Below are 17,854 nucleotides of genomic sequence, written 5' to 3' on the forward strand. Positions count from 1 at the left end.
TCAATAAATGCCGAAGAAAGCCTCGACCGGGCCTTTAAGGAGCGGAACCTTGAAGCCGATTTCAAAAATGACGAAAAAGAACAGGGAAATGGCGATACCGGCTGATATGGAAGCCCACCACTTGTAGCGTCCCTGAAACATCATCGCTCCAGCGATGTAGAGTGCCGTGCCGACATACAACCCGAGAACCGAGGATATGGCAGCGAAGGCAACGAGCGGCAAGGCGAAACCGAAAACCGGTTTCAGCCGGGAGAGTTCAACGAAGACTTCCCCGCTACCGCGATGTTTTACAAATGCCACACCGAGATTGACCGCACTTCCGAACATGATCAGCAGCCCGATGTAGAACGGAAAATAACCCGCATCCGGCCCCATTTCCGTCCAGCCCGTACCAGCCTGTTGTGCGCCGAAAGAGACCGCCGCTCCCAGCGCGCCTGTCAGGAGAGCAACGCCCGTCTCGATGACGAAGCGGGAAATGCCGCCTTCACCTTTATCACTCATGGGATGAACCCCTTTGATGAATGATGCAGACGCCATCGGCGTCTGCATGAATGCACAAAACGTCAGTTGGCGAGCCAGCCTTCACGCTTGAGCACGGCTGTTACCGCTGTTTCATCGTTCTTGATAAAGGATGAGAGTTCACCACCGCTCATATAGGCGGAAGATTGCGAACTATCGGCAAGATACTTCGCCCATTCAGGTGTTTCTGCAACCTTCTTGAGTACGCCTGCATAGTAATCGACGACGTCCTGATCGACGCCGGCTGGAAGCCATACGGTGCGTGGCATGGAGTAATTTTCGATTGTAATTCCTGCTTCCTTGCAGGTCGGGATGTCGCTCCAGCCCATGTCGCCAGCAACCTTGCCATCACCCTTGAGCTTTTCTCCCTTGAAAACACAAAGTGGCTTCACCATACCCGCCTGCCATTGACCGAGGTTCTCACTCGGATTGTTGACATTGGCCGCGATATGCTCGCCCGCAAGCTGAACGGCGGCTTCGCCACCGCTTTTGAACGGGATATAGCCAAGCTTTGAGCCTGTGGCATCGTTGATCATGGATGTCAGAATCTGGTCAACGTCCTTGGACTGGCTGCCGCCAACCTTCATGCCCGCATCATCTTTCGCCTTGGCGATAAACTCTGCGGCTGTCTTGAAGTCGGACTTTCCATTGACCCAAAGAATGAATTCATCCGAAGCAAGCGCCGAGACGGGGAGCAAATCTGTCGATTTATAAGGAACTTTGGCGCGCACTGGCAGAAGGTAGGCGTTGTTGGTTCCGAATGCGAGCTTGTAAGGATCGCCCTTATAGCCAGCAGTATAGACAAAGCCTTCCGCCCCGCCTGCGCTGCCTTTGTTTGTGACAACGATTGGCGCGCTCATCAGATCATATTTACCGATGATAGACTGAATCGTACGCGCGAAAATATCCGTGCCACCGCCCGGTCCGGCAGTCACGACAAACTCCACAGGCCGTATCGGCTCGAATGCCAAAGCAGATGATGCGATTATTGCCACACCTGCCGCCAGGCACGCGATATGCAAAGACTTCTTCATGGTCCATCCTCCCAGTTAAGCGGCACAGGCCTCCCCCCATGCCGATAGTGTCAAAATGTCGAAAATCAGGCCGCGTCTGAAAGTGCAGCTGCTCTTTTCGCCATTCGTGCCGCGAGCAGGATCGCTTCGCGCGTGGCCCCCACGTCGGCGACGCCCTTCCCGGCAATATCGTAGGCAGTGCCGTGAGCAGGAGTGCAAAGGGGGAACGGCAATCCGCCCATCATTGTCACACCTTTGTCGAAGCCCATCAGCTTCATCGCGATCTGCCCCTGATCGTGATACATGGTCAGCACCGCCTGAAAGCCATCCTTCAGCGCGCGCAGAAACACTGTGTCAGCCGGAAACGGACCATCGACATCGAACCCCTTGGCTTTCGCCGCCTTGACTGCAGGCTCAATGACGTCAATTTCTTCCATGCCAAAGCTGCCGCCATCACCGGCATGCGGATTGAGTCCGGCCACTGCGATCTTCGGATTGTCATGTCCCGCCTTCTTCAAGCAAAACCAGGCCAGCTCCAGCTCGGCGAGAATTCCTTCAACAGTCAAGGTCGCAGCTACATCCTTGAGTGGAATATGCGACGTCACGCGTGCGTTCCAGACTTTCTCCAGAACATTGAACTCACGCACCTTGCCTTTGAAGCCCAGCACATCGGCAACAAAGCGGATTTCGTCGTCATAACCTGGATAGGCGAACCGCATGGCCTGCTTGTTGAACGGCGTAAAGCAAACAGCCTGCGCATGCCCGGCATCGGCAAATTCCAATGCAGTACGAAAGTTCTGGGTTGCAAATGTTCCGCCGACCAGCGTGGCTTCACTGCGCACGACATCCTTCGGATCGAGATTCCTCAAGTCAATGAAGACGTGCTTGCCGACCGGCATGTTCGGTGCATTTTCGAGAGTGGATTCCTGAAGATCAAGCTCAACACCCGCAATATGCGCACCTTCGTCCAGAATGCGACGATCACCAAACACGATGAGATGCGCTTCCTTTCTGACATCGGGCAAAGCGAGGAGACGTGCTGTCAGCTCGGGACTGACACCGGCTGGATCCCCCATTGCAAGCGCAATCACGCTCGGTTCAGCGCCATTAGCGGTCATTCGTATCCTCCTCATCTGCATTCTGTATGCAATATGCATATGGCAGGTCTCAGTACGACGCAAGTATTTTGTATTCTGTATGCAGCATTTTATATTGACGGTTGAGAGCAGGCCAGCCATCTTCACCTCGAACGGTGAGGTAAGGATTCGGGCTCACCCTTTGAGAAAAAGGCCGATGGACGAAAATCAGAAAACCGAGCAAGCCGAACACGGCTCACAATCGTTCCGCCGCACGGCTTTGCACGATATGCTTGTCAACCATCTGCGCGACATGATCATTGAAGGACAGCTGGAGCCCGGCACGCGCCTGCACGAAGGGCAGCTTGGAGAGCAGCTCGGCGTGTCCCGCACACCGCTGCGTGAGGCTATCAAATATCTGGCCAGCGAAGGACTGGTCGAGCTTGTTCCAAGCCGCGGCGCAGTTGTGAAACGGTTCAGCGCAGCTGATGTCAAGGACATGCTCACCGTCCTGCGTACCCTGGAAGAGCTAGCAGGCAAACTCGCCTGCGAGCTCGCAACAGACAAGGAAATTGCTGAGGTTCGTTCGCTGCACGATGAAATGATTAAGCGCTACCGAACCGCTGACCGGCTGCAATATTACAAACTGAACCAGCAGATTCATATCGCCATTGTTCGTCTTGCCAAGAACCCTACGCTGGCAGACGTTCACCAAATGCTGCAGACACGATTGAAACGGATTCGTTTCGTCGGCCATGAAGGCGCCGAGAAATGGGCGGCGGCTGTATCGGAGCATGAAGAAATGATCGAGGCTCTGGAAGCCCGTAACGCGACCCGGTTGTCCGAAGTATTGGGCCGCCATTTGACCAATGCATGGGAGCGCGTACGCGAATCGATGTAGACGAGCCGTTCGCGGAGACGTGCGGCGAATCCAATGCCACGCCGAAAATTATCGAATGGCATGCACACGAAACATGCTGACACTGGGTTGGCGGCAAAAAGCCGACGATTGCGCTAGTAATGCGGGTGCCGATATAAGAATTCGGAGCTGACACGACCCGGAAAGGACCTTTATGCTGCCGACCGAACCCGATCCTCACCGGCTGGAAATGACGGTTTTGATGACGCCCGACATGGCAAATTTCAGCGGCAAGGTTCACGGCGGCGCCTTGTTGAACCTGCTGGACCGTGTCGCTTTTTCCTGTGCATCGCGCTATTCGAAACAATATGCAGTTACGCTTTCTGTCGATCAGGTCACGTTCAAGGAGCCGATCAACGTCGGTGAACTCGTGACGTTTCGGGCTTCGGTAAACCATACTGGCCGAACGTCCATGGAGATCGGCATTCGCGTGGAAGCGGAGCATATCCGCTCGGGCAAGCGCCGCCACACCAATTCCTGTTATTTTACAATGGTAGCGGTCGATGATACCGGGCGACCTGTTGCAGTGCCTGCCTTGATCCCAGTCGACGCTTTGGATCGCAGGCGCCATGAAGCAGCCGAACTCCGACGGACGCTCCGACGGGAATTCGCACAGCGGATGGAAATGGTTGCCGCGACCGGGCGAGACATCGTCGACACCACGGAGTTGTAAAAGCAATCTTTGCTACAAAGATCGCTTGGCGGACAGCCGAAATCGCTGATGGGCGTCGGCTGGTGCTTAGATCACCAATACCGTATGCAGGGCTGAGCAAGAGAACGGAAAGGCCCTTTCACCCAAAAAAAAAGTGCCTGCTCGGCGGAATCTTCATTCAGCAAGCGCGTGGGTGGCGACGTACTGCGTTTCAATTCTCTTGCCGGTGTGGCGATCAAAGCTGGCGCCGGAAATGGCGGCGGACCTTCCACATGAAAAGCGCATCCGCCAATATCTGGAGCGCTATGTCGATTTTATTTGGGAAGATGCTGAGCGGGCGGCTTTGTTCGATTATTTGAACAACAACCCGGTCCGGACGCTGGAACAAACCGCTGATTTGTTCCGGGATTTCCTCGCATATACCGATGCGATCATTCTCGCCGCGCAGGAAGCGGATTCGGTTCGTTCAGGATCGCCAAAGCTCCTTGCAAGTTTTGCTCGCGGTGCGACCCGTCATACCCTGAAACGAAGACGTCCCAACCCGCTTCCCCTTGAGCCCGAGGAAAGGCAGTTGATTATCGATATGTGCTGGAGTGCTCTGACGGGCGCCAACAAGGCGTAGCTATTAAGGAATTTAACGAACCGCGACTGGCATTTGGAATAACGGCCTGACTTTTTTGCGAGTAGGCCAGCTCACTGATCTTACATGGTGAGAACAAGGGGCTGACAGTCCCAGTTTGTATGAAAGCTTTCTATTCGTTTCGATGTTTCCCACCTATCGTGTTCAAAGCACCTTGCGAGTCGTTCCCGCATCAACGTTGAAAGTTGCCGGTTGACTACTATAAATGTATTTTAGTGGGAGTTAAAAGCCAAAGGCAGAAAGAATGACCCAAAGCAATCTTTCGAGCAATTCATCCCAGATCGAACCATTACAAATTCATGATATCAAGGTCATAGATAACGTAAAGCTCAAAAAGGCTATCACCGCTGCAGCCTTGGGCAATGCCATGGAGTGGTTTGATTTTGGCGTATATGGCTTCGTCGCCTATGCTTTGGGCCAAGTGTTCTTTCCAAATGCCTCGCCCGGCACGCAGACCATTGCAGCCCTGGCTACTTTTTCCGTACCATTTCTGGTGCGTCCCCTTGGTGGGTTGTTTTTTGGCGTCATGGGTGACCGTTTTGGCCGCCAGAAAGTCCTTTCCCTTACCATTATAATCATGGCCGCCAGCACTTTTTGCATCGGCCTCATCCCCTCTTACGCCACCATTGGCATCTGGGCCCCAATCCTTCTGTTGATCTGTAAGCTGGCGCAGGGCTTTTCCGTCGGTGGTGAATATACCGGAGCTGCTATTTTCGTAGCAGAATATGCACCCGATAAACGTCGCGGCTTTCTGGGCAGCTGGCTCGATTTTGGCTCGATTGCCGGTTTTGTTCTGGGAGCCGGTTTCGTTGTTTTTCTCAGCACAATGCTCGGCGAAACAGCCTTTCTAGAGTGGGGATGGCGGGTTCCATTCTATTTTGCTGCGCCTCTCGGGCTGATCGGACTGTATCTGCGTCATGCGGCTGAAGAAACGCCAGCGTTTATGCAGCAACTTGAAGCACTGGAAAAAGAAGATCGGGATGCAATCGAAGACCGCCCGATGGTGTCATTCAATGAAATTGTCAGCAAATATTGGCGTGCGTTAAGTGTGTGCACCGGAATGGTGCTGGTGACGAACATCACCTATTACATGCTGCTGACCTACATGCCGACCTACCTGTCGCAAAGCCTTGGCTATTCCGAGGACCGCGGTGTGCTCATCATCATCGTGGTGATGATCGGCATGCTGTTTGTTCAGCCAGTTGTGGGATTTCTCAGTGATCGGTTTGGCCGCAGACCGTTTCTGATTATCGGAAGCGTTGGCCTGCTGTTGTTGTCTGTTGTTGCCTTTCACCTGATCGCCAGTGGCAACATCGCAACGATATTTGTCGGGCTGCTGATACTGGCAGTCCTGCTTAATTGTCTCACTGGCATTATGGCGTCAACACTTCCGGCGCTTTTCCCCGCGCGTATTCGATACAGTGCTCTCGCGGCGGCATTCAATATTTCGATTATCATCGCGGGACTGACGCCGACCGTTGCTGCTTGGCTCGTCGAGGCCACAGAGAACCTCTATTTGCCCGCCTATTATCTTATGTGCGCTGCAGTTATCGGGCTGATCACGGCGTTCTTTCTACCCGAAACGGCTAACCGTCCACTGAGAGGAGATACACCGAGCGCATCGAGCAAGACCGAAGCCAAACAGTTATTGCAGGAAGCCTATTCCAATATAGAGCAGCGCGTTCAGGCAATCGATGAGGACATTCTCACGCTCGAACAACAGATCGAGGATTTGCGCCTGCGTAGACAGGCACTCGTGGATCGACATCCAAAACTTTCTTGATCTCGCGTGGAAGCAATACTGCGCCGACGAGTGGCAGATGTAACCTACCCTGCTTGTCAGAACGGTGCTTCTAAAGTGTAAACCTGCCCGAAGAAGCCGCGACGGAACAGGCGACGAAGCTTAAACGGGATTGCTACTTACGAAAGGGTTTCAAGTTGAAATTCTGAACATGCACAGTGAGTTGGCCCCCATTGAAGCATGGCGTCAATCTCTGGCGCGCCTAAAATAAGACAAATGCACTCTTGTTTTAAAAACAACATTTGGATTATAGGAAAGCCAGTTCCACAAGGCCGACGGAAACCAGCGTCCCGCAATCCAGGATTTTATCAGTGACTGCAATGAAAACTCTTCTGGCCGCTACCGGCCTTGTTGCTGTGTTCGCGCTTCAGAACAATGTAGCAGATGCCGCCACACAATATCCGCTGACGCTCGAAAACTGCGGTACGAAAGTAACGTTTCAGAAGGCGCCGGAGCGCGCGATCAGCCTTGGACAGAACAGCGCTGAAATCATGTTGCTTCTGGGCCTTGAGGACAAAATGGCGGGAACGGCGTTCTGGCCAAGCAAGGTTTTGCCGCGGCTTGAAGCCGCCAATTCTAAAGTAAAGCTTCTCACCGTTGAGTTCCCGACATTTGAATCGATCCTTGCAGAAAATCCGGATTTCGTAGCGGCAGCTCTTCCAAGCCTCATTGGCCTGAACAGCAAGGTTGCAAAGCGCGAGGATTTCGACAAGGTAGGCGTCCCCACCTATCTTTCGCCCAGCACGTGCCTGAGCACAGAGAAGGTCAGGGATGAATATGGCAGCCGCGACAAGCTGTGGAACATGGATCTTCTTTATAAGGAGATCGACGAGCTTTCGCAGATTTTCGATGTTTCAGATCGCGGTCAGGCGCTGATCGCTGATTTCAAGGCACGCGAGGCGGCCTTGCGCGCAAGCGTTCCCGCGAGCGGTAAGAAACTTTCTTATGTCTTCTGGTTCTCCAGCCCGTCGCCATCGGCGGACGCCTATCTGGGTGGAGGAAACGGTGCCTCGAGCTTCATCGCTGACGTTCTGGGCGGCGGGAATGCCATCAAGGCAGAAGCCGAATGGCCGACGCTTGGTTGGGAAAGCATTATCGCCGCCAACCCTGACGTCATTGTTGTTGCAAATCTCGACCGTAATCGTTGGGAACTCGACAAGCCAGAAGCCAAGATCCAGTTTCTCAACACAGACCCTGCGGTCAGCCAGATGCCAGCCGTCAAGAACAAGGCCATTGCCGTCATGGATGGTCAGGCGATGAACCCGACCATCCGCACGATTTATGGCGCAGAACAGGTCGCGGAACAGCTGAAAGCGCTTGGTATTCTCAAGTGAGTGCTGCTGGACCATCTTTAAGGCATTGGGGCGCCTTCAGCATGATGCTGTTGGCGTCGCTTGTTGCAATCGGATTGGTGGTGGGTATCAGTGTCGGGATCGGAGATCTGCCGATCCCTTTATCGACAACGTTTGCAGCGATAACCAATCGTCTTGGATGGAGTTCCGTCGAGCTCAATCGCATTCATGAAACGGTCATCTGGGATTACCGCCTCAGCCGCGCGTTGGTGGCGGCATTTTGTGGTGCGGGTCTCGCGCTTTCAGGCGCGATCATGCAATCGCTTTTGCGCAATCCGCTGGCTGAACCCTATGTTCTGGGTATTTCGGCGGGAGCATCGACCGGTGCTGTAACAGTTGTCATCCTTGGCATCGGTGCTGGCGCAGTTTCATTATCAGCAGGCGCATTCGTTGGCGCGTTTGCGGCCTTCTTCTTTGTTGCGCTCCTCTCCAATGGAACAAGGGGCGGTGCGGATCGCACCATTCTGGCGGGCGTAGCGGCTTCACAGCTTTTCAACGCTGCGACCTCGTATATCGTCACCACATCCGGCAATGCGCAGCAGGCTCGTGACGTGATGTTCTGGCTCCTTGGCAGCTTCGGTGGCGTTCGCTGGCCAGAATTCACGCTGGTGTCGGTGGTCATCACCTTCGGTCTTATCGCCTGCCTTCTCTATGCCCATGTTCTGGATGCTTTCGCTTTTGGCGATGAAGCCGCCTCATCGCTCGGCGTTAATGTGGCCCGTGCGCGCATTGTTCTCTTTGCGCTCACAGCAATGATGACAGCCACTATCGTCAGCATGGTCGGTTCGATAGGCTTCGTCGGGCTCGTTGTCCCTCATGCCGCACGCTTCATCGTCGGTCCGCTACACATAAGGTTGTTGCCCGCCTGCGCGATCGTCGGTGCAATCTTCATGGTGTTGGCCGATATCGCCTCACGCGCGTTGATACCGCAACAGGTCCTCCCCATCGGTGTGGTGACAGCACTTGTCGGCGTGCCTTTCTTCTCGATCATTCTATACCGTTTTCAGCGCCCATCATGACGATCAGAGCCGAAAATCTTGTCTGGAAAATTGGCAAGAAAACGATAATCGACGACGTGTCTTTCGAGGCAAAGCCTGGAAAGATGCTGGGGCTTTTAGGACCAAACGGTTCTGGAAAAACATCCCTGCTGCGTCTGATCGCGGGCTTAAAACGCCCCCATTCCGGGCATGTCCTGCTTGACGAAAAAGATATCAATACAGTTGCCCGGCGTAGCGTCGCGCAGCGTGTGGCTTTTGTTGAACAACACGCCACGACAAACGCTGGTCTGAAAGTCCTGGACATTGTAAGACTTGGGCGTTTTCCACACAGATCGATGTTCTCGGGCTGGACAGGCGCGGATGAAGGAGCCGTTCAAGATGCAATTGAACGCACCGGTATGACGGCCAAGAAAAACGACACGTGGCAAAGTCTGTCAGGTGGCGAAAAACAGCGCACGCATATTGCAAGGGCTTTGGCCCAGACGCCGAAAGAGCTCATCTTTGATGAACCAACCAATCATCTGGATATTCAGCACCAGATGAGCTTGTTAAAGCTGGTTTCAGGGTTACCAATCACGAGTATCATTGCACTGCACGACCTTAATCATGCCGCCATGTTTTGCGATGAATTGATCATTATGCTATCTGGAAAGATCGTGACTTCGGGGACACCGGAAGAGGTCATCAACGAGACTATTCTGAAGCAAGTCTTCTCGATCGAAGCGCGCGTGGAAACTTCTCCGTTCAGCGGGCGCCCACATATCCACTATCTGAGATAAGAAACGCGCCAGATAAAACAGGGGCGTTTAATAATATACCCCGATCCATTTGCCCCCACCACGCGGCGAAGAACTCTGGATGAGTTGCGCAAGAAGGCGCCACACCTACTGTCGACCAGCCTCACCAGATGCGCAGGCTGCGCGCGGCGTCGGCAAACAATACGGCAGCTCGCGAAGTCAGCAGTCCAACGGATTGTAGACGATTTTGTCGTGGTCACCACCCTCGCCCGTTCGGTCTGCATCATCCTGGCGGATAACGAGCCAGCCGGAGTGTTGAAACATCGATTAACTCTCGCTTTTATTAGCCAAATCGAATAGAAGCGTTGAGTACTGCCGACGCAACGTCCTCATAAAAATTGGAATAAACTATGGATAGTGCTGTGCTTTTTCTGCATGGACGTGGTCAGTCGGCTGATGAAATCCGGTCGCTGGATTGGAGTCGGAAACCGATCGGAGTGCCTGGGAATTGGCCAGCGCCTCTGGTCACTGCGGTGCAGATGATGCTGGCTTCACAATTTCCCAAAGCAATCATTTGGGGTCCGGAATATACGACGATTTATAACGACGCTTTCAGGCCTATTCTCGGTGAGAAAGAGAACTGCATGGGAGCATCCTTTCGCGATATTTGGTTTGAAGTCTGGGATGAACTGCTGCCGATGGTCCAGAAAGCTTATGCTGGCGAAGCGACGTTTATCGAAGACTACCCTCTCGTGATCGATCGACACGGTTATGATGAACAGTGCTACTTTACTTTCTGCTACAGCCCGATCTTTGACGAGCAAGGGCGTGTTGGCGGGATGATCGATACAGTCATCGAAACTACCGAAAAGGTGGAATCCGAAAAACACGACAAGATTCTAAATGCCGAACTCGCTCATCGCATCAAGAATACATTCAGTGTGGTATCTGCAATTGCGAGCCAGACATTCAACAATAATGCCGACGAAGAGGTCATCAACACTTTTACTAAGCGGCTGTTTGCGTTGGGCAATGCTCATGATGTTCTTCGGCTTGGTAAAAGCTCAGAAGGTTCATTGCGTCAAATCGTGTCTGGAATAACAACAGCGCTGGCTGTTGCCGAGCGCGTTCACATGAGTGGGCCCGATGTAATGATCGGTCCGAAGGGCGCGTCTACCCTTTCGCTTTTGATTCACGAACTGACGACCAATGCGATCAAATATGGAGCGCTTTCCAATGATTCCGGACAGGTGCAATTGAATATTGCTGTATCCAAGAAACGAGTTGATCCGGTTTTTTCAATGAATTGGACCGAAGTCGGTGGCCCGCTCGTTACTCAACCGACAAAAACCGGATTTGGCTCCAAGCTCATAAGAATGGGTCTGCTAGGCTCCGGGGAAGTTAGGTCTGAATTTAGACCCGAAGGCTTCAATGCAGAGTTTTCCGCGCCCTTACGGCAGTTGCAGGGGGAAGGACGACTTTTTGGCTCGACTTGAATTTTGATGGGGTCGCAGTCTTCCGAAATATGAAGAAAGTGCGTCTCAAGCTGAAGATACACAGCGGAAAAGCCACGCGCGGTTAGGCACCAACGTATCTGAACTCTTCCTTGGAAAGTTTGCCGACATGCGGTTGTGGTTAGCTTATGAACGCATTCGCCTCACATGTGATAACTGGGAAGCTTGCAATGTCTTCCAGTTTGATGCTCCTCCCGACGATTATAAATCCACCGAAGATTAGTTGCCGAGCGCGTCCATTCAGAAGCGAACCAGGGCAACCGCCAACCTCTGCCCGGCTCTCTCGAAGAAGCCAGCTGCAGGAAGGGAACATCAAGGAAAGCCGTTCGTTATTCTGCTTCAGCCAAGGAGAAATGAATGCGCAAGTCCGTACTGTTCCTAATTCTAGCTATTGGTGTCATCTTGGGATTTATATTTGCAACGCCTTATTATTATGGAGTAAGCCCTCAAAATAGCGGAGAGCAAGGAACCAATACCGTCCGATGATATTTCTCCTAAAGGACCGGAAAGGGCGCGTTCGGGGTCATCATCGATCTGAGCGCGCAGACCGCGGCTTCAAACATTCGCATCTGGAACGATGCTAAACGGCCTATCAATGTTCAGGCCAGAATATACCGCTGGAGCCAGAGCAACGGAGCGGACACTTACGCGGAAGCAACCGATGTCGTCGTCAGCCCGCCCATATCGCAGCTGAAACCGGGCAGCGAAAACATCGTGCGTATCATTCGCACGTCGAAAAGTCCGGTCAAGGCGGAAGAAAGCTACCGGCTGATTGTCGATGAACTTCCTTATATTGCGCAGCGACGATCCGGCACACTCAATCTGGTGATCCGTCATTCCATTCCGGTTTTCTTTTCGCAACCCGGTACGCCGGATGCGAACCCGTCATGGAGCGTCCAGCGTCAATCGGGCGGATATCGGGTGACCGTTAACAACACAGGAAACAAGCGTCTGCGTGTCTTCGACCTTGCATTGCAGGGTGCGGGCGGTCGTGCCGTCGCACAGCGGAAAGGCCTTGTTGGATATGTTCTGGGGCAATCAAGTGCATCTTGGTTTATTCCTGGAACAGGTGGAAGTCGGGGTGGTGGCTCGCTGGCGATTTCAGCTCAAAGCGAAGCTGGCCCGATAAATGTGCAAGCGAGCGCCCGGGGCGGTCGATCTTGCGGTTTTGACGATTGCGTTTCTAACGGTCTGCACAGGATGTCTGAAAGCTGCGGTGCAGGAATTGCCACCTACGTCGTCGGGGACGCTTGTTTCCGACGATACCCCTCTGGAGCTTCAGCTTGAGGTCTATGTGAATGGCCCATCATCGGCACTGATCGCTACGTTTCGTCAAACACCGGACGGATCACTTCTTATTGAGCCGGAACAGCTCAAAAATGTCGGGATCAAGCCCGCTAGGGAAGCTGCGCGGGACAACGGATGGATCGACGTGAACCGGCTCTCCGGGGTTAACGTCACCTATGATAAGGAGGACCAGATCGTTCGTTTCAATGCGCAAGAAAACAAGCGCGCCGCGCGTGTCATTGATGCGCAGTCTGGCGAGGAAGTCGCGTCTGAGGAAGAGGACGACAAGCCCAAAGCCAAGAGCAATTTCGGCAGGCTGGTGAATTATACGATCTATGACGCCAGCGGTGGACAGGTTGGTATGATCTGACGCAGTTCGAAGGTGTATCGGGCCTAATGGAAGGACGCCTGTTCGGTCCCTATGGCGTCTTCTCGTCGTCGCAGGTGATCAGTTTGTCCGATGCCGACAGGTTCGGCTCGACGCGGCTCGATACGAGATGGTCCTATCCGGATCAGCAAACACTGATGACCTATAACGTTGGCGACTTCATCACGGGTGGCCTTTCATGGACGCGACCGACCCGTCTGGGCGGCGTGTAAATCCGGCGCACTTTTTGACTGCGGCCCGATCTGGTCACCATGCCGTTGCCTGAACTGTTGGGGTCTCCGGCCGTGCCGTCAACGGCCGATGTCTATATCGACAATGCCCGTCGTGCGATCAGCAATGTTGCGTCCGGGCCGTTCTCGATCACCATCCTCCCGGTGGTCACTGGCGCAGGCACAGCGCGTATGGTGGTTCGCGACGTTCTGGGCCCTGAAACGGTGACGGAAGCGCCGTTCTATGCTTCGGCTGATCTGCTGGCGAAGGGGCTCGCGGATTTCTTCGCTGAAACCGGCTTTGCCCGCCGATACTACGGCACGGAATCGAATGATTATGATGGCCGGATCGTAGGAGGCGGCACATTGCGAGATGGACTCACAAGTAACACAACCATTGAGGGGCATGTCGAGGGTACTGAGAACTTTACAATGCAGGCATTGGTGGCGTTTTCAATATAGGGCCCTTCGGCGTGGGGGCACTATCTGGAGCGAACAGCAAATTTGGCGGCGAAACCGGCTACCATTATGCCGCAAGCATTGAAGCTGAATTCTGGGAGGAAGACTGGACTTTCGGATGCAAGCAGCAGATGGGGGCGGCCATGTCTTGTTTGATCACGATATTGCAAAAAGAACTCAACCGGCTGAAGATCGTTCAGTAAATCAGAGAACCATCTTGCCCAGATGCAGGCAAAGCGCCGCTTGATCTCAGTCGCAGCCAGATGCACGGGCCTTCACAGGACTTTGTAAAGCGAAGCTAACGGTAAGGAGAGACTGGATTCCTATGAATGTAACGAGGCACGTAGCCTCCACCCGAACGTGAAGGCCGTCCGCCACGGGCCGCAGAAACGCGTAACCATCGCCAAAACTGATAACACTGTTCCGGCCAATGATTTCGAAAGACACCAAACACGCGCTGAACTCAATGCATAGAAATTTGCCTGCCTCATCCGGATTTGGATGAGTTACGAACGTTTCGGTACTGTGCGTGTATGTGATATTTTTTATCATGGAAGCCGTAGGTTCCTTACGTCGCGACGTGCAACGTGCATTTCTCCGCTTACGGTCGCGAAACTGATTGCACCGTCGTCTTTGTGCTCAGACAGGAAATCTATTATCGATTGACTACTGCTGATCATCACCAAAGTGAAGTGTCACGGAGCAGACCGGTTCTCGATAACAGGATGACTAGAGAAATCTGTTTCCATGATCGAGCTAGATGGGGCTAGCCATTATCGATCAGGAGCTCTTTGACAGCGCTGCAAAAACTCTCAATCTCATTCGCCTGATGGCTGGCGGTAATAGAAACCCGTAGTCCTGCTTTGCCCCTAGCTACCGTTGGAAAGAAGATAGCCGAGGCGTAGAAATGGTTTTTCAAAAGCTCCTGAGCACACCCAATGGATGTCATTTCATCACCGACTCGGATAATGCGGATCGGCAGCGTGGAGCCCGATTGGGCGGTGGGGATCAGTCTGTCGAAAAGTGCGATATTGTCTTGCAACGCGGCTTGTCGTTGCCTTAGCTCTGAAGACTGGTGTATTTCAGCTGAGGCCAGGCCAGCACCAATAGCGGCAGTATTGAGTGACGCTGAGAATGCGTGCGCAATAGCATAACGGCGAAACAAACTTTCCTGGTGGGCGGTTCCGAGCATCAGCAGCCCGCCAGATGCTCCAAATCCCTTGCCTAACGATGTGACGATTATGGTTCGATCTCCAAGATTATCGAACTGGGATCTCGCATAACCCTGCCCTTTTCTTCCGACAATGGATACACCATGTGCATCGTCAATGTAGAGAAACAAGCCGTATTTTTCTTGCAAACGTTTCAGTTCATCGATGTGCGCGCTGCCCCCCATGGAGTAAACGCCATCGCAAATGTAGGCTACGCTTCGGTTTTTCTTACAGATGTCCTCAAGCATTTCATAGTCGTTGTGAGGAACCGTTTGAACGGCGGTTTCATCGGCCACTGTTTTCTTATGGTAGGCAAGGGTCGCGTGAGCAAAGCGATCGAAAACCATCGTCGGCTTTATACCGCCTGTCAGATGACCAGAAGCAACCAGGGGGAGTGCGCTCATGTTGGCGGCCAGAACGGTCGTATAAGTTATAGAGCGGGCTTCGAAGAGCTTTGAAAGCACCTCTTCGAGTTCGACAAGCTGCGCGAAGTTCAGCCTTGTCCGCGCGCACGACCAGTGCAAACTACCGTTTTGTCGAACTGCCTCAATGGCTCCCGCGACAATACGTGGGTGGTTGTCCAACCCTAGATAGGAACACCGGACGAAATCAACGATAGTCTCGTTGCGACCAAGTAGCTGGACCTGGCGTCCTTCTCTCGGGTCGGCATAAAGTGCCATAACACCTTGAAGATGGGCAGCGTCAAAATGGGAGTCTGCAATATCGATTAACTTGGCCGTGTTGCGGACACCCGTTCCAGATAGAGCTTGAGACGATTCAAACGAATTCTTTGGCATCACATCCTCCATTGTGGTGCCAGTATGAAAACTTTCTGAATGCTTTCTCGCAACAAAGCATTTAAGAAGAATTATCAGATATATTATTCACTAAATTTATATTCTTATCCTTTGTGAGTTTATTGTGAAAATTCGAACGCGTATCCGGTCGTATGAACTGTTCGGATAAGGTTTTTTCCGGTCAATTTCCATAGCTGACGCCTCAGATTACCGACGTGGACGTCTACGGTTCGTGGTTGGACATAGTGATGCGGCGGCCAACCGATTTTGATCAGTTGCTCTCGATTCATGACTTGGCCCGGTGCGGCAATGAACCCTCGCAATATTCGAAACTCGGTGGGTGTCAACCGTATTTCCATTTCCCCGAGTCTCAGGGTCCTTTCGCTCGACAGGATATTCAGTTCGCCAACATGGACACTGCTATGGCGATCGGACGCTAACGTTTTGCGCTCCAAAGATGTGGTTTGCCGGTCGTGTAAAAATGACAGCACTCGCTCGGGCACGAAAGGATGAGGGAAAAAATCATCGAATCCAGCCTGCAAAAAAATCAAGAAAATTCAGCGAATTGCAAGATTGAGCCAGCGCTACGAGAATTATATCTCTAGTGGCGGAATTTTGTTTAATAGCAGCACAAAACTCAAGAATGGGTTCTGTGTTCTCGCTTGTATCAAACAATATCGCATATGGAATTGCTTCCGTTGCCAAGTTCGATGGAGCCTGCAGGCTCATGAGGCTCGGCTTATAGCCGGCAACACTGAGAATGTGACTAAGTATGAGGTAGTTCTGCGGGTTTTGTGTGCAGATCTTTACGCTAAGATTCACGGCCAGCATTCTCCGTCGATATAAATGTTGCGACATAACTCATCAAAGATATGAAGAATTCTAATAAGAATTATGATAAGGTCAATATTTATGTAAATATTTATGCACAGATAGAAATTTTGTTCAATTTTTTGTTATATCAAATTGCTGCATAAATATTTCACATCACGTACGGTGGGTAATGACCACACCGGGATTTCACATCCTTGAACCTTCGAGCTTGTCCTTCAGGGCGGCGTTCATTCGTGCGTTGTTCCCGCACCGCAGGCTGACTGCTTTCGCTTGTGCGGGTAATAGTTACAGTTCAGCGCGCTCCGAAGATATCAAGGCGCCGGCGCTGAAACGGTCCGGCGTATCCTTGCGTACTATCGCGATGTTCAACCTCGAACCCACATATTCCAACTCTGCAGCAACTTCCTGGCATTCTCGTTGATCCATTTGGCATCTGGTACCACGACGGTGTCTCGAACTTGTGTTGCTGTTGGCATGAAGCGCTTGGTTTCCTCGGACATCATTGCAATCGCCTCCGTGCTCGGCGGTGTACAGGCCAAGACATCGCACGCTTTGGCCTGTGCGGCCGGATTATCAAGCCAAAAAGCTATAAGTTTGAGGGCATTTTCGCGATTTGGCGCTCCTCGCACGAGCGCAATGCGATCGCCAACCAAGAACGATGCTTCATAGGACCAACCAATCGGAAGACCTTCTGTTTGCAGTGCACGTGCACGGGTAAGCCAGATTTGACCGAGCGCGTATTCGTTGTTTCGAAATCCTTGTACACTTTGATCGCCACTCTTCCACCATAACGAGACGGCGGGACGGATCTCATCCAGCTTTTTGAATGCTCGGTCGATATCGAGTGGAAAAAGTTCGTCACGTGTCACACCGTCAGCAAGCAAGGCGGCAGCCAATACGCGCCAGGGATCATCAAAATTCGGGAATGCTCGACCTCCAGGAAACTCGGCTGTATTCCACATATCAGCCCATGTTCGCGGTTCCCGCCGATTTTCCTTTTCTTTTCGGTAGACAAGCAACGTTGCGGTCGACTGGAGCAAAGCACCGCCTGGCGCACACGCGTTCGCCGCCAAATCGGGTCGTTTGGCGAATGCCTTACAAAACTCGCTGAGATCTTCGGTTACGAGTCGGTGAGCTTCCGATTCCGATTGGATTTCTCCATCGAGATAAAGATCCCATGACACGTTTCCGGCTTTGACCATTGCTGAGGCTTTCGCCCGCATCTCCGAATTGGTTGCGGATACAATTTTTACGCGGATACCCGTCTGCGCTGTAAATGGATCGAACCAGGCTTCTTTTAGTGCGCGATCGTACGCCCCTCCCGTCGATGCAATCACGACCTCGCTGGCCGATGTCGCGCCGGCGTACCCACTTGTCGCAAGCGTTATCGTCGCAACGGCCATGGATCGGCGGGCGAATTCGGCCACTTTATGACGTGTCATAATTAT

Annotated in this window: 19 protein-coding genes; 13 read left to right on the forward strand and 6 right to left on the reverse strand. The window is 52.7% G+C overall.

Going from position 1 to position 17,854, the window contains the following annotated elements; translation table 11 throughout:
- The 3 genes from QLQ11_RS19810 to QLQ11_RS19820 form a co-directional block, all read right to left on the reverse strand.
- Positions 1-501 (reverse strand): tripartite tricarboxylate transporter TctB family protein, encoded by a 501-nt coding sequence (locus QLQ11_RS19810; protein WP_124916188.1) that lies wholly within the window; start codon positions 499-501, stop codon positions 1-3.
- A 62-nt stretch (positions 502-563) separates the two neighbouring features.
- Positions 564-1,553, reverse strand: coding sequence for a tripartite tricarboxylate transporter substrate binding protein (locus QLQ11_RS19815; RefSeq protein WP_124916187.1), 990 nt, complete (start codon positions 1,551-1,553; stop codon positions 564-566).
- Between the two features lie 65 nt (positions 1,554-1,618).
- Complete coding sequence (locus QLQ11_RS19820) at positions 1,619-2,650, reverse strand: 4-hydroxythreonine-4-phosphate dehydrogenase PdxA (protein ID WP_124916186.1); 1,032 nt, start codon at positions 2,648-2,650, stop codon at positions 1,619-1,621.
- Positions 2,651-2,825: 175 nt separating this feature from the next.
- Here QLQ11_RS19820 and QLQ11_RS19825 point away from each other — a divergent pair, with 175 nt between their 5' ends.
- The 13 genes from QLQ11_RS19825 to QLQ11_RS19885 all read left to right on the forward strand — a co-directional run bounded on the left by QLQ11_RS19825 (position 2,826) and on the right by QLQ11_RS19885 (position 13,767).
- The gene (locus tag QLQ11_RS19825; protein ID WP_109366317.1) at positions 2,826-3,509 is read left to right on the forward strand and encodes a GntR family transcriptional regulator; all 684 of its coding nucleotides are present in this window, start codon (positions 2,826-2,828) and stop codon (positions 3,507-3,509) included.
- Positions 3,510-3,681: 172 nt separating this feature from the next.
- Entirely contained in the window at positions 3,682-4,200 is a 519-nt protein-coding gene (locus QLQ11_RS19830; RefSeq protein ID WP_167836138.1) for an acyl-CoA thioesterase, read from the forward strand.
- A gap of 232 nt (positions 4,201-4,432) precedes the next feature.
- Positions 4,433-4,801 (forward strand): hypothetical protein, encoded by a 369-nt coding sequence (locus QLQ11_RS19835; protein ID WP_171318131.1) that lies wholly within the window; start codon positions 4,433-4,435, stop codon positions 4,799-4,801.
- 262 nt (positions 4,802-5,063) lie between these two features.
- Positions 5,064-6,602, forward strand: coding sequence for a glycine betaine/L-proline transporter ProP (proP, locus tag QLQ11_RS19840; protein WP_121539222.1), 1,539 nt, complete (start codon positions 5,064-5,066; stop codon positions 6,600-6,602).
- Positions 6,603-6,931: 329 nt separating this feature from the next.
- The gene (locus QLQ11_RS19845; protein ID WP_283735646.1) at positions 6,932-7,954 is read left to right on the forward strand and encodes an ABC transporter substrate-binding protein; all 1,023 of its coding nucleotides are present in this window, start codon (positions 6,932-6,934) and stop codon (positions 7,952-7,954) included.
- 41 nt (positions 7,955-7,995) lie between these two features.
- Complete coding sequence (locus QLQ11_RS19850) at positions 7,996-8,991, forward strand: iron ABC transporter permease (RefSeq protein WP_124916183.1); 996 nt, start codon at positions 7,996-7,998, stop codon at positions 8,989-8,991.
- A complete protein-coding gene (locus QLQ11_RS19855) occupies positions 8,988-9,749 on the forward strand; it encodes an ABC transporter ATP-binding protein (protein ID WP_121539225.1) in 762 nt (253 codons plus the stop codon). The genes QLQ11_RS19850 and QLQ11_RS19855 overlap by 4 nt, the downstream gene beginning before the upstream one ends.
- A 368-nt stretch (positions 9,750-10,117) precedes the next feature.
- Positions 10,118-11,203 carry a sensor histidine kinase gene (locus tag QLQ11_RS19860; protein ID WP_283735645.1) on the forward strand — a complete coding sequence of 362 codons (1,086 nt, stop codon included), beginning with the start codon at positions 10,118-10,120 and terminating at the stop codon, positions 11,201-11,203.
- 552 nt (positions 11,204-11,755) lie between these two features.
- Entirely contained in the window at positions 11,756-12,508 is a 753-nt protein-coding gene (locus QLQ11_RS19865) for a molecular chaperone (protein WP_283735766.1), read from the forward strand.
- Positions 12,509-12,515: 7 nt separating this feature from the next.
- Positions 12,516-12,878, forward strand: coding sequence for a hypothetical protein (locus QLQ11_RS19870; protein ID WP_171318128.1), 363 nt, complete (start codon positions 12,516-12,518; stop codon positions 12,876-12,878).
- A 26-nt stretch (positions 12,879-12,904) separates the two neighbouring features.
- Positions 12,905-13,108 (forward strand): hypothetical protein, encoded by a 204-nt coding sequence (locus tag QLQ11_RS19875; RefSeq protein ID WP_124916180.1) that lies wholly within the window; start codon positions 12,905-12,907, stop codon positions 13,106-13,108.
- A 72-nt stretch (positions 13,109-13,180) separates the two neighbouring features.
- Entirely contained in the window at positions 13,181-13,567 is a 387-nt protein-coding gene (locus QLQ11_RS19880) for a hypothetical protein (RefSeq protein WP_167836180.1), read from the forward strand.
- 11 nt (positions 13,568-13,578) lie between these two features.
- Positions 13,579-13,767: a hypothetical protein gene (locus tag QLQ11_RS19885; protein ID WP_124916179.1), complete on the forward strand. Its 189-nt coding sequence runs from the start codon at positions 13,579-13,581 to the stop codon at positions 13,765-13,767.
- A gap of 563 nt (positions 13,768-14,330) precedes the next feature.
- Here the strand turns inward: QLQ11_RS19885 and QLQ11_RS19890 are convergent.
- The 3 genes from QLQ11_RS19890 to QLQ11_RS19900 form a co-directional block, all read right to left on the reverse strand.
- A complete protein-coding gene (locus QLQ11_RS19890; protein WP_283735644.1) occupies positions 14,331-15,572 on the reverse strand; it encodes an aminotransferase class I/II-fold pyridoxal phosphate-dependent enzyme in 1,242 nt (413 codons plus the stop codon).
- Positions 15,573-15,691: 119 nt separating this feature from the next.
- Positions 15,692-15,931, reverse strand: a complete 240-nt coding sequence (locus QLQ11_RS19895) for a winged helix-turn-helix domain-containing protein (protein WP_283735765.1) — start codon at positions 15,929-15,931, stop codon at positions 15,692-15,694.
- Positions 15,932-16,771: 840 nt separating this feature from the next.
- The gene (locus tag QLQ11_RS19900) at positions 16,772-17,809 is read right to left on the reverse strand and encodes an ABC transporter substrate-binding protein (RefSeq protein WP_235942881.1); all 1,038 of its coding nucleotides are present in this window, start codon (positions 17,807-17,809) and stop codon (positions 16,772-16,774) included.
- Positions 17,810-17,854: the final 45 nt, after the last annotated feature.

This window comes from Ochrobactrum sp. SSR (genome assembly GCF_030067775.1).
GTDB lineage: Bacteria > Pseudomonadota > Alphaproteobacteria > Rhizobiales > Rhizobiaceae > Brucella > Brucella teleogrylli.

Bases quoted from the DNA above. Each gene is read 5' to 3' on its own strand.
- QLQ11_RS19810 (WP_124916188.1), bottom strand. From the start codon at position 501: ATGAGTGATAAAGGTGAAGGCGGCATTTCCCGCTTCGTCATCGAGACG.
- QLQ11_RS19815 (WP_124916187.1), bottom strand. From the start codon at position 1,553: ATGAAGAAGTCTTTGCATATCGCGTGCCTGGCGGCAGGTGTGGCAATA.
- QLQ11_RS19820 (WP_124916186.1), bottom strand. From the start codon at position 2,650: ATGACCGCTAATGGCGCTGAACCGAGCGTGATTGCGCTTGCAATGGGG.
- QLQ11_RS19825 (WP_109366317.1), top strand. From the start codon at position 2,826: ATGGACGAAAATCAGAAAACCGAGCAAGCCGAACACGGCTCACAATCG.
- QLQ11_RS19830 (WP_167836138.1), top strand. From the start codon at position 3,682: ATGCTGCCGACCGAACCCGATCCTCACCGGCTGGAAATGACGGTTTTG.
- QLQ11_RS19835 (WP_171318131.1), top strand. From the start codon at position 4,433: ATGGCGGCGGACCTTCCACATGAAAAGCGCATCCGCCAATATCTGGAG.
- proP (WP_121539222.1), top strand. From the start codon at position 5,064: ATGACCCAAAGCAATCTTTCGAGCAATTCATCCCAGATCGAACCATTA.
- QLQ11_RS19850 (WP_124916183.1), top strand. From the start codon at position 7,996: ATGATGCTGTTGGCGTCGCTTGTTGCAATCGGATTGGTGGTGGGTATC.
- QLQ11_RS19855 (WP_121539225.1), top strand. From the start codon at position 8,988: ATGACGATCAGAGCCGAAAATCTTGTCTGGAAAATTGGCAAGAAAACG.
- QLQ11_RS19860 (WP_283735645.1), top strand. From the start codon at position 10,118: ATGGATAGTGCTGTGCTTTTTCTGCATGGACGTGGTCAGTCGGCTGAT.
- QLQ11_RS19875 (WP_124916180.1), top strand. From the start codon at position 12,905: ATGGAAGGACGCCTGTTCGGTCCCTATGGCGTCTTCTCGTCGTCGCAG.
- QLQ11_RS19890 (WP_283735644.1), bottom strand. From the start codon at position 15,572: ATGCCAAAGAATTCGTTTGAATCGTCTCAAGCTCTATCTGGAACGGGT.
- QLQ11_RS19895 (WP_283735765.1), bottom strand. From the start codon at position 15,931: ATGGAAATACGGTTGACACCCACCGAGTTTCGAATATTGCGAGGGTTC.
- QLQ11_RS19900 (WP_235942881.1), bottom strand. From the start codon at position 17,809: ATGGCCGTTGCGACGATAACGCTTGCGACAAGTGGGTACGCCGGCGCG.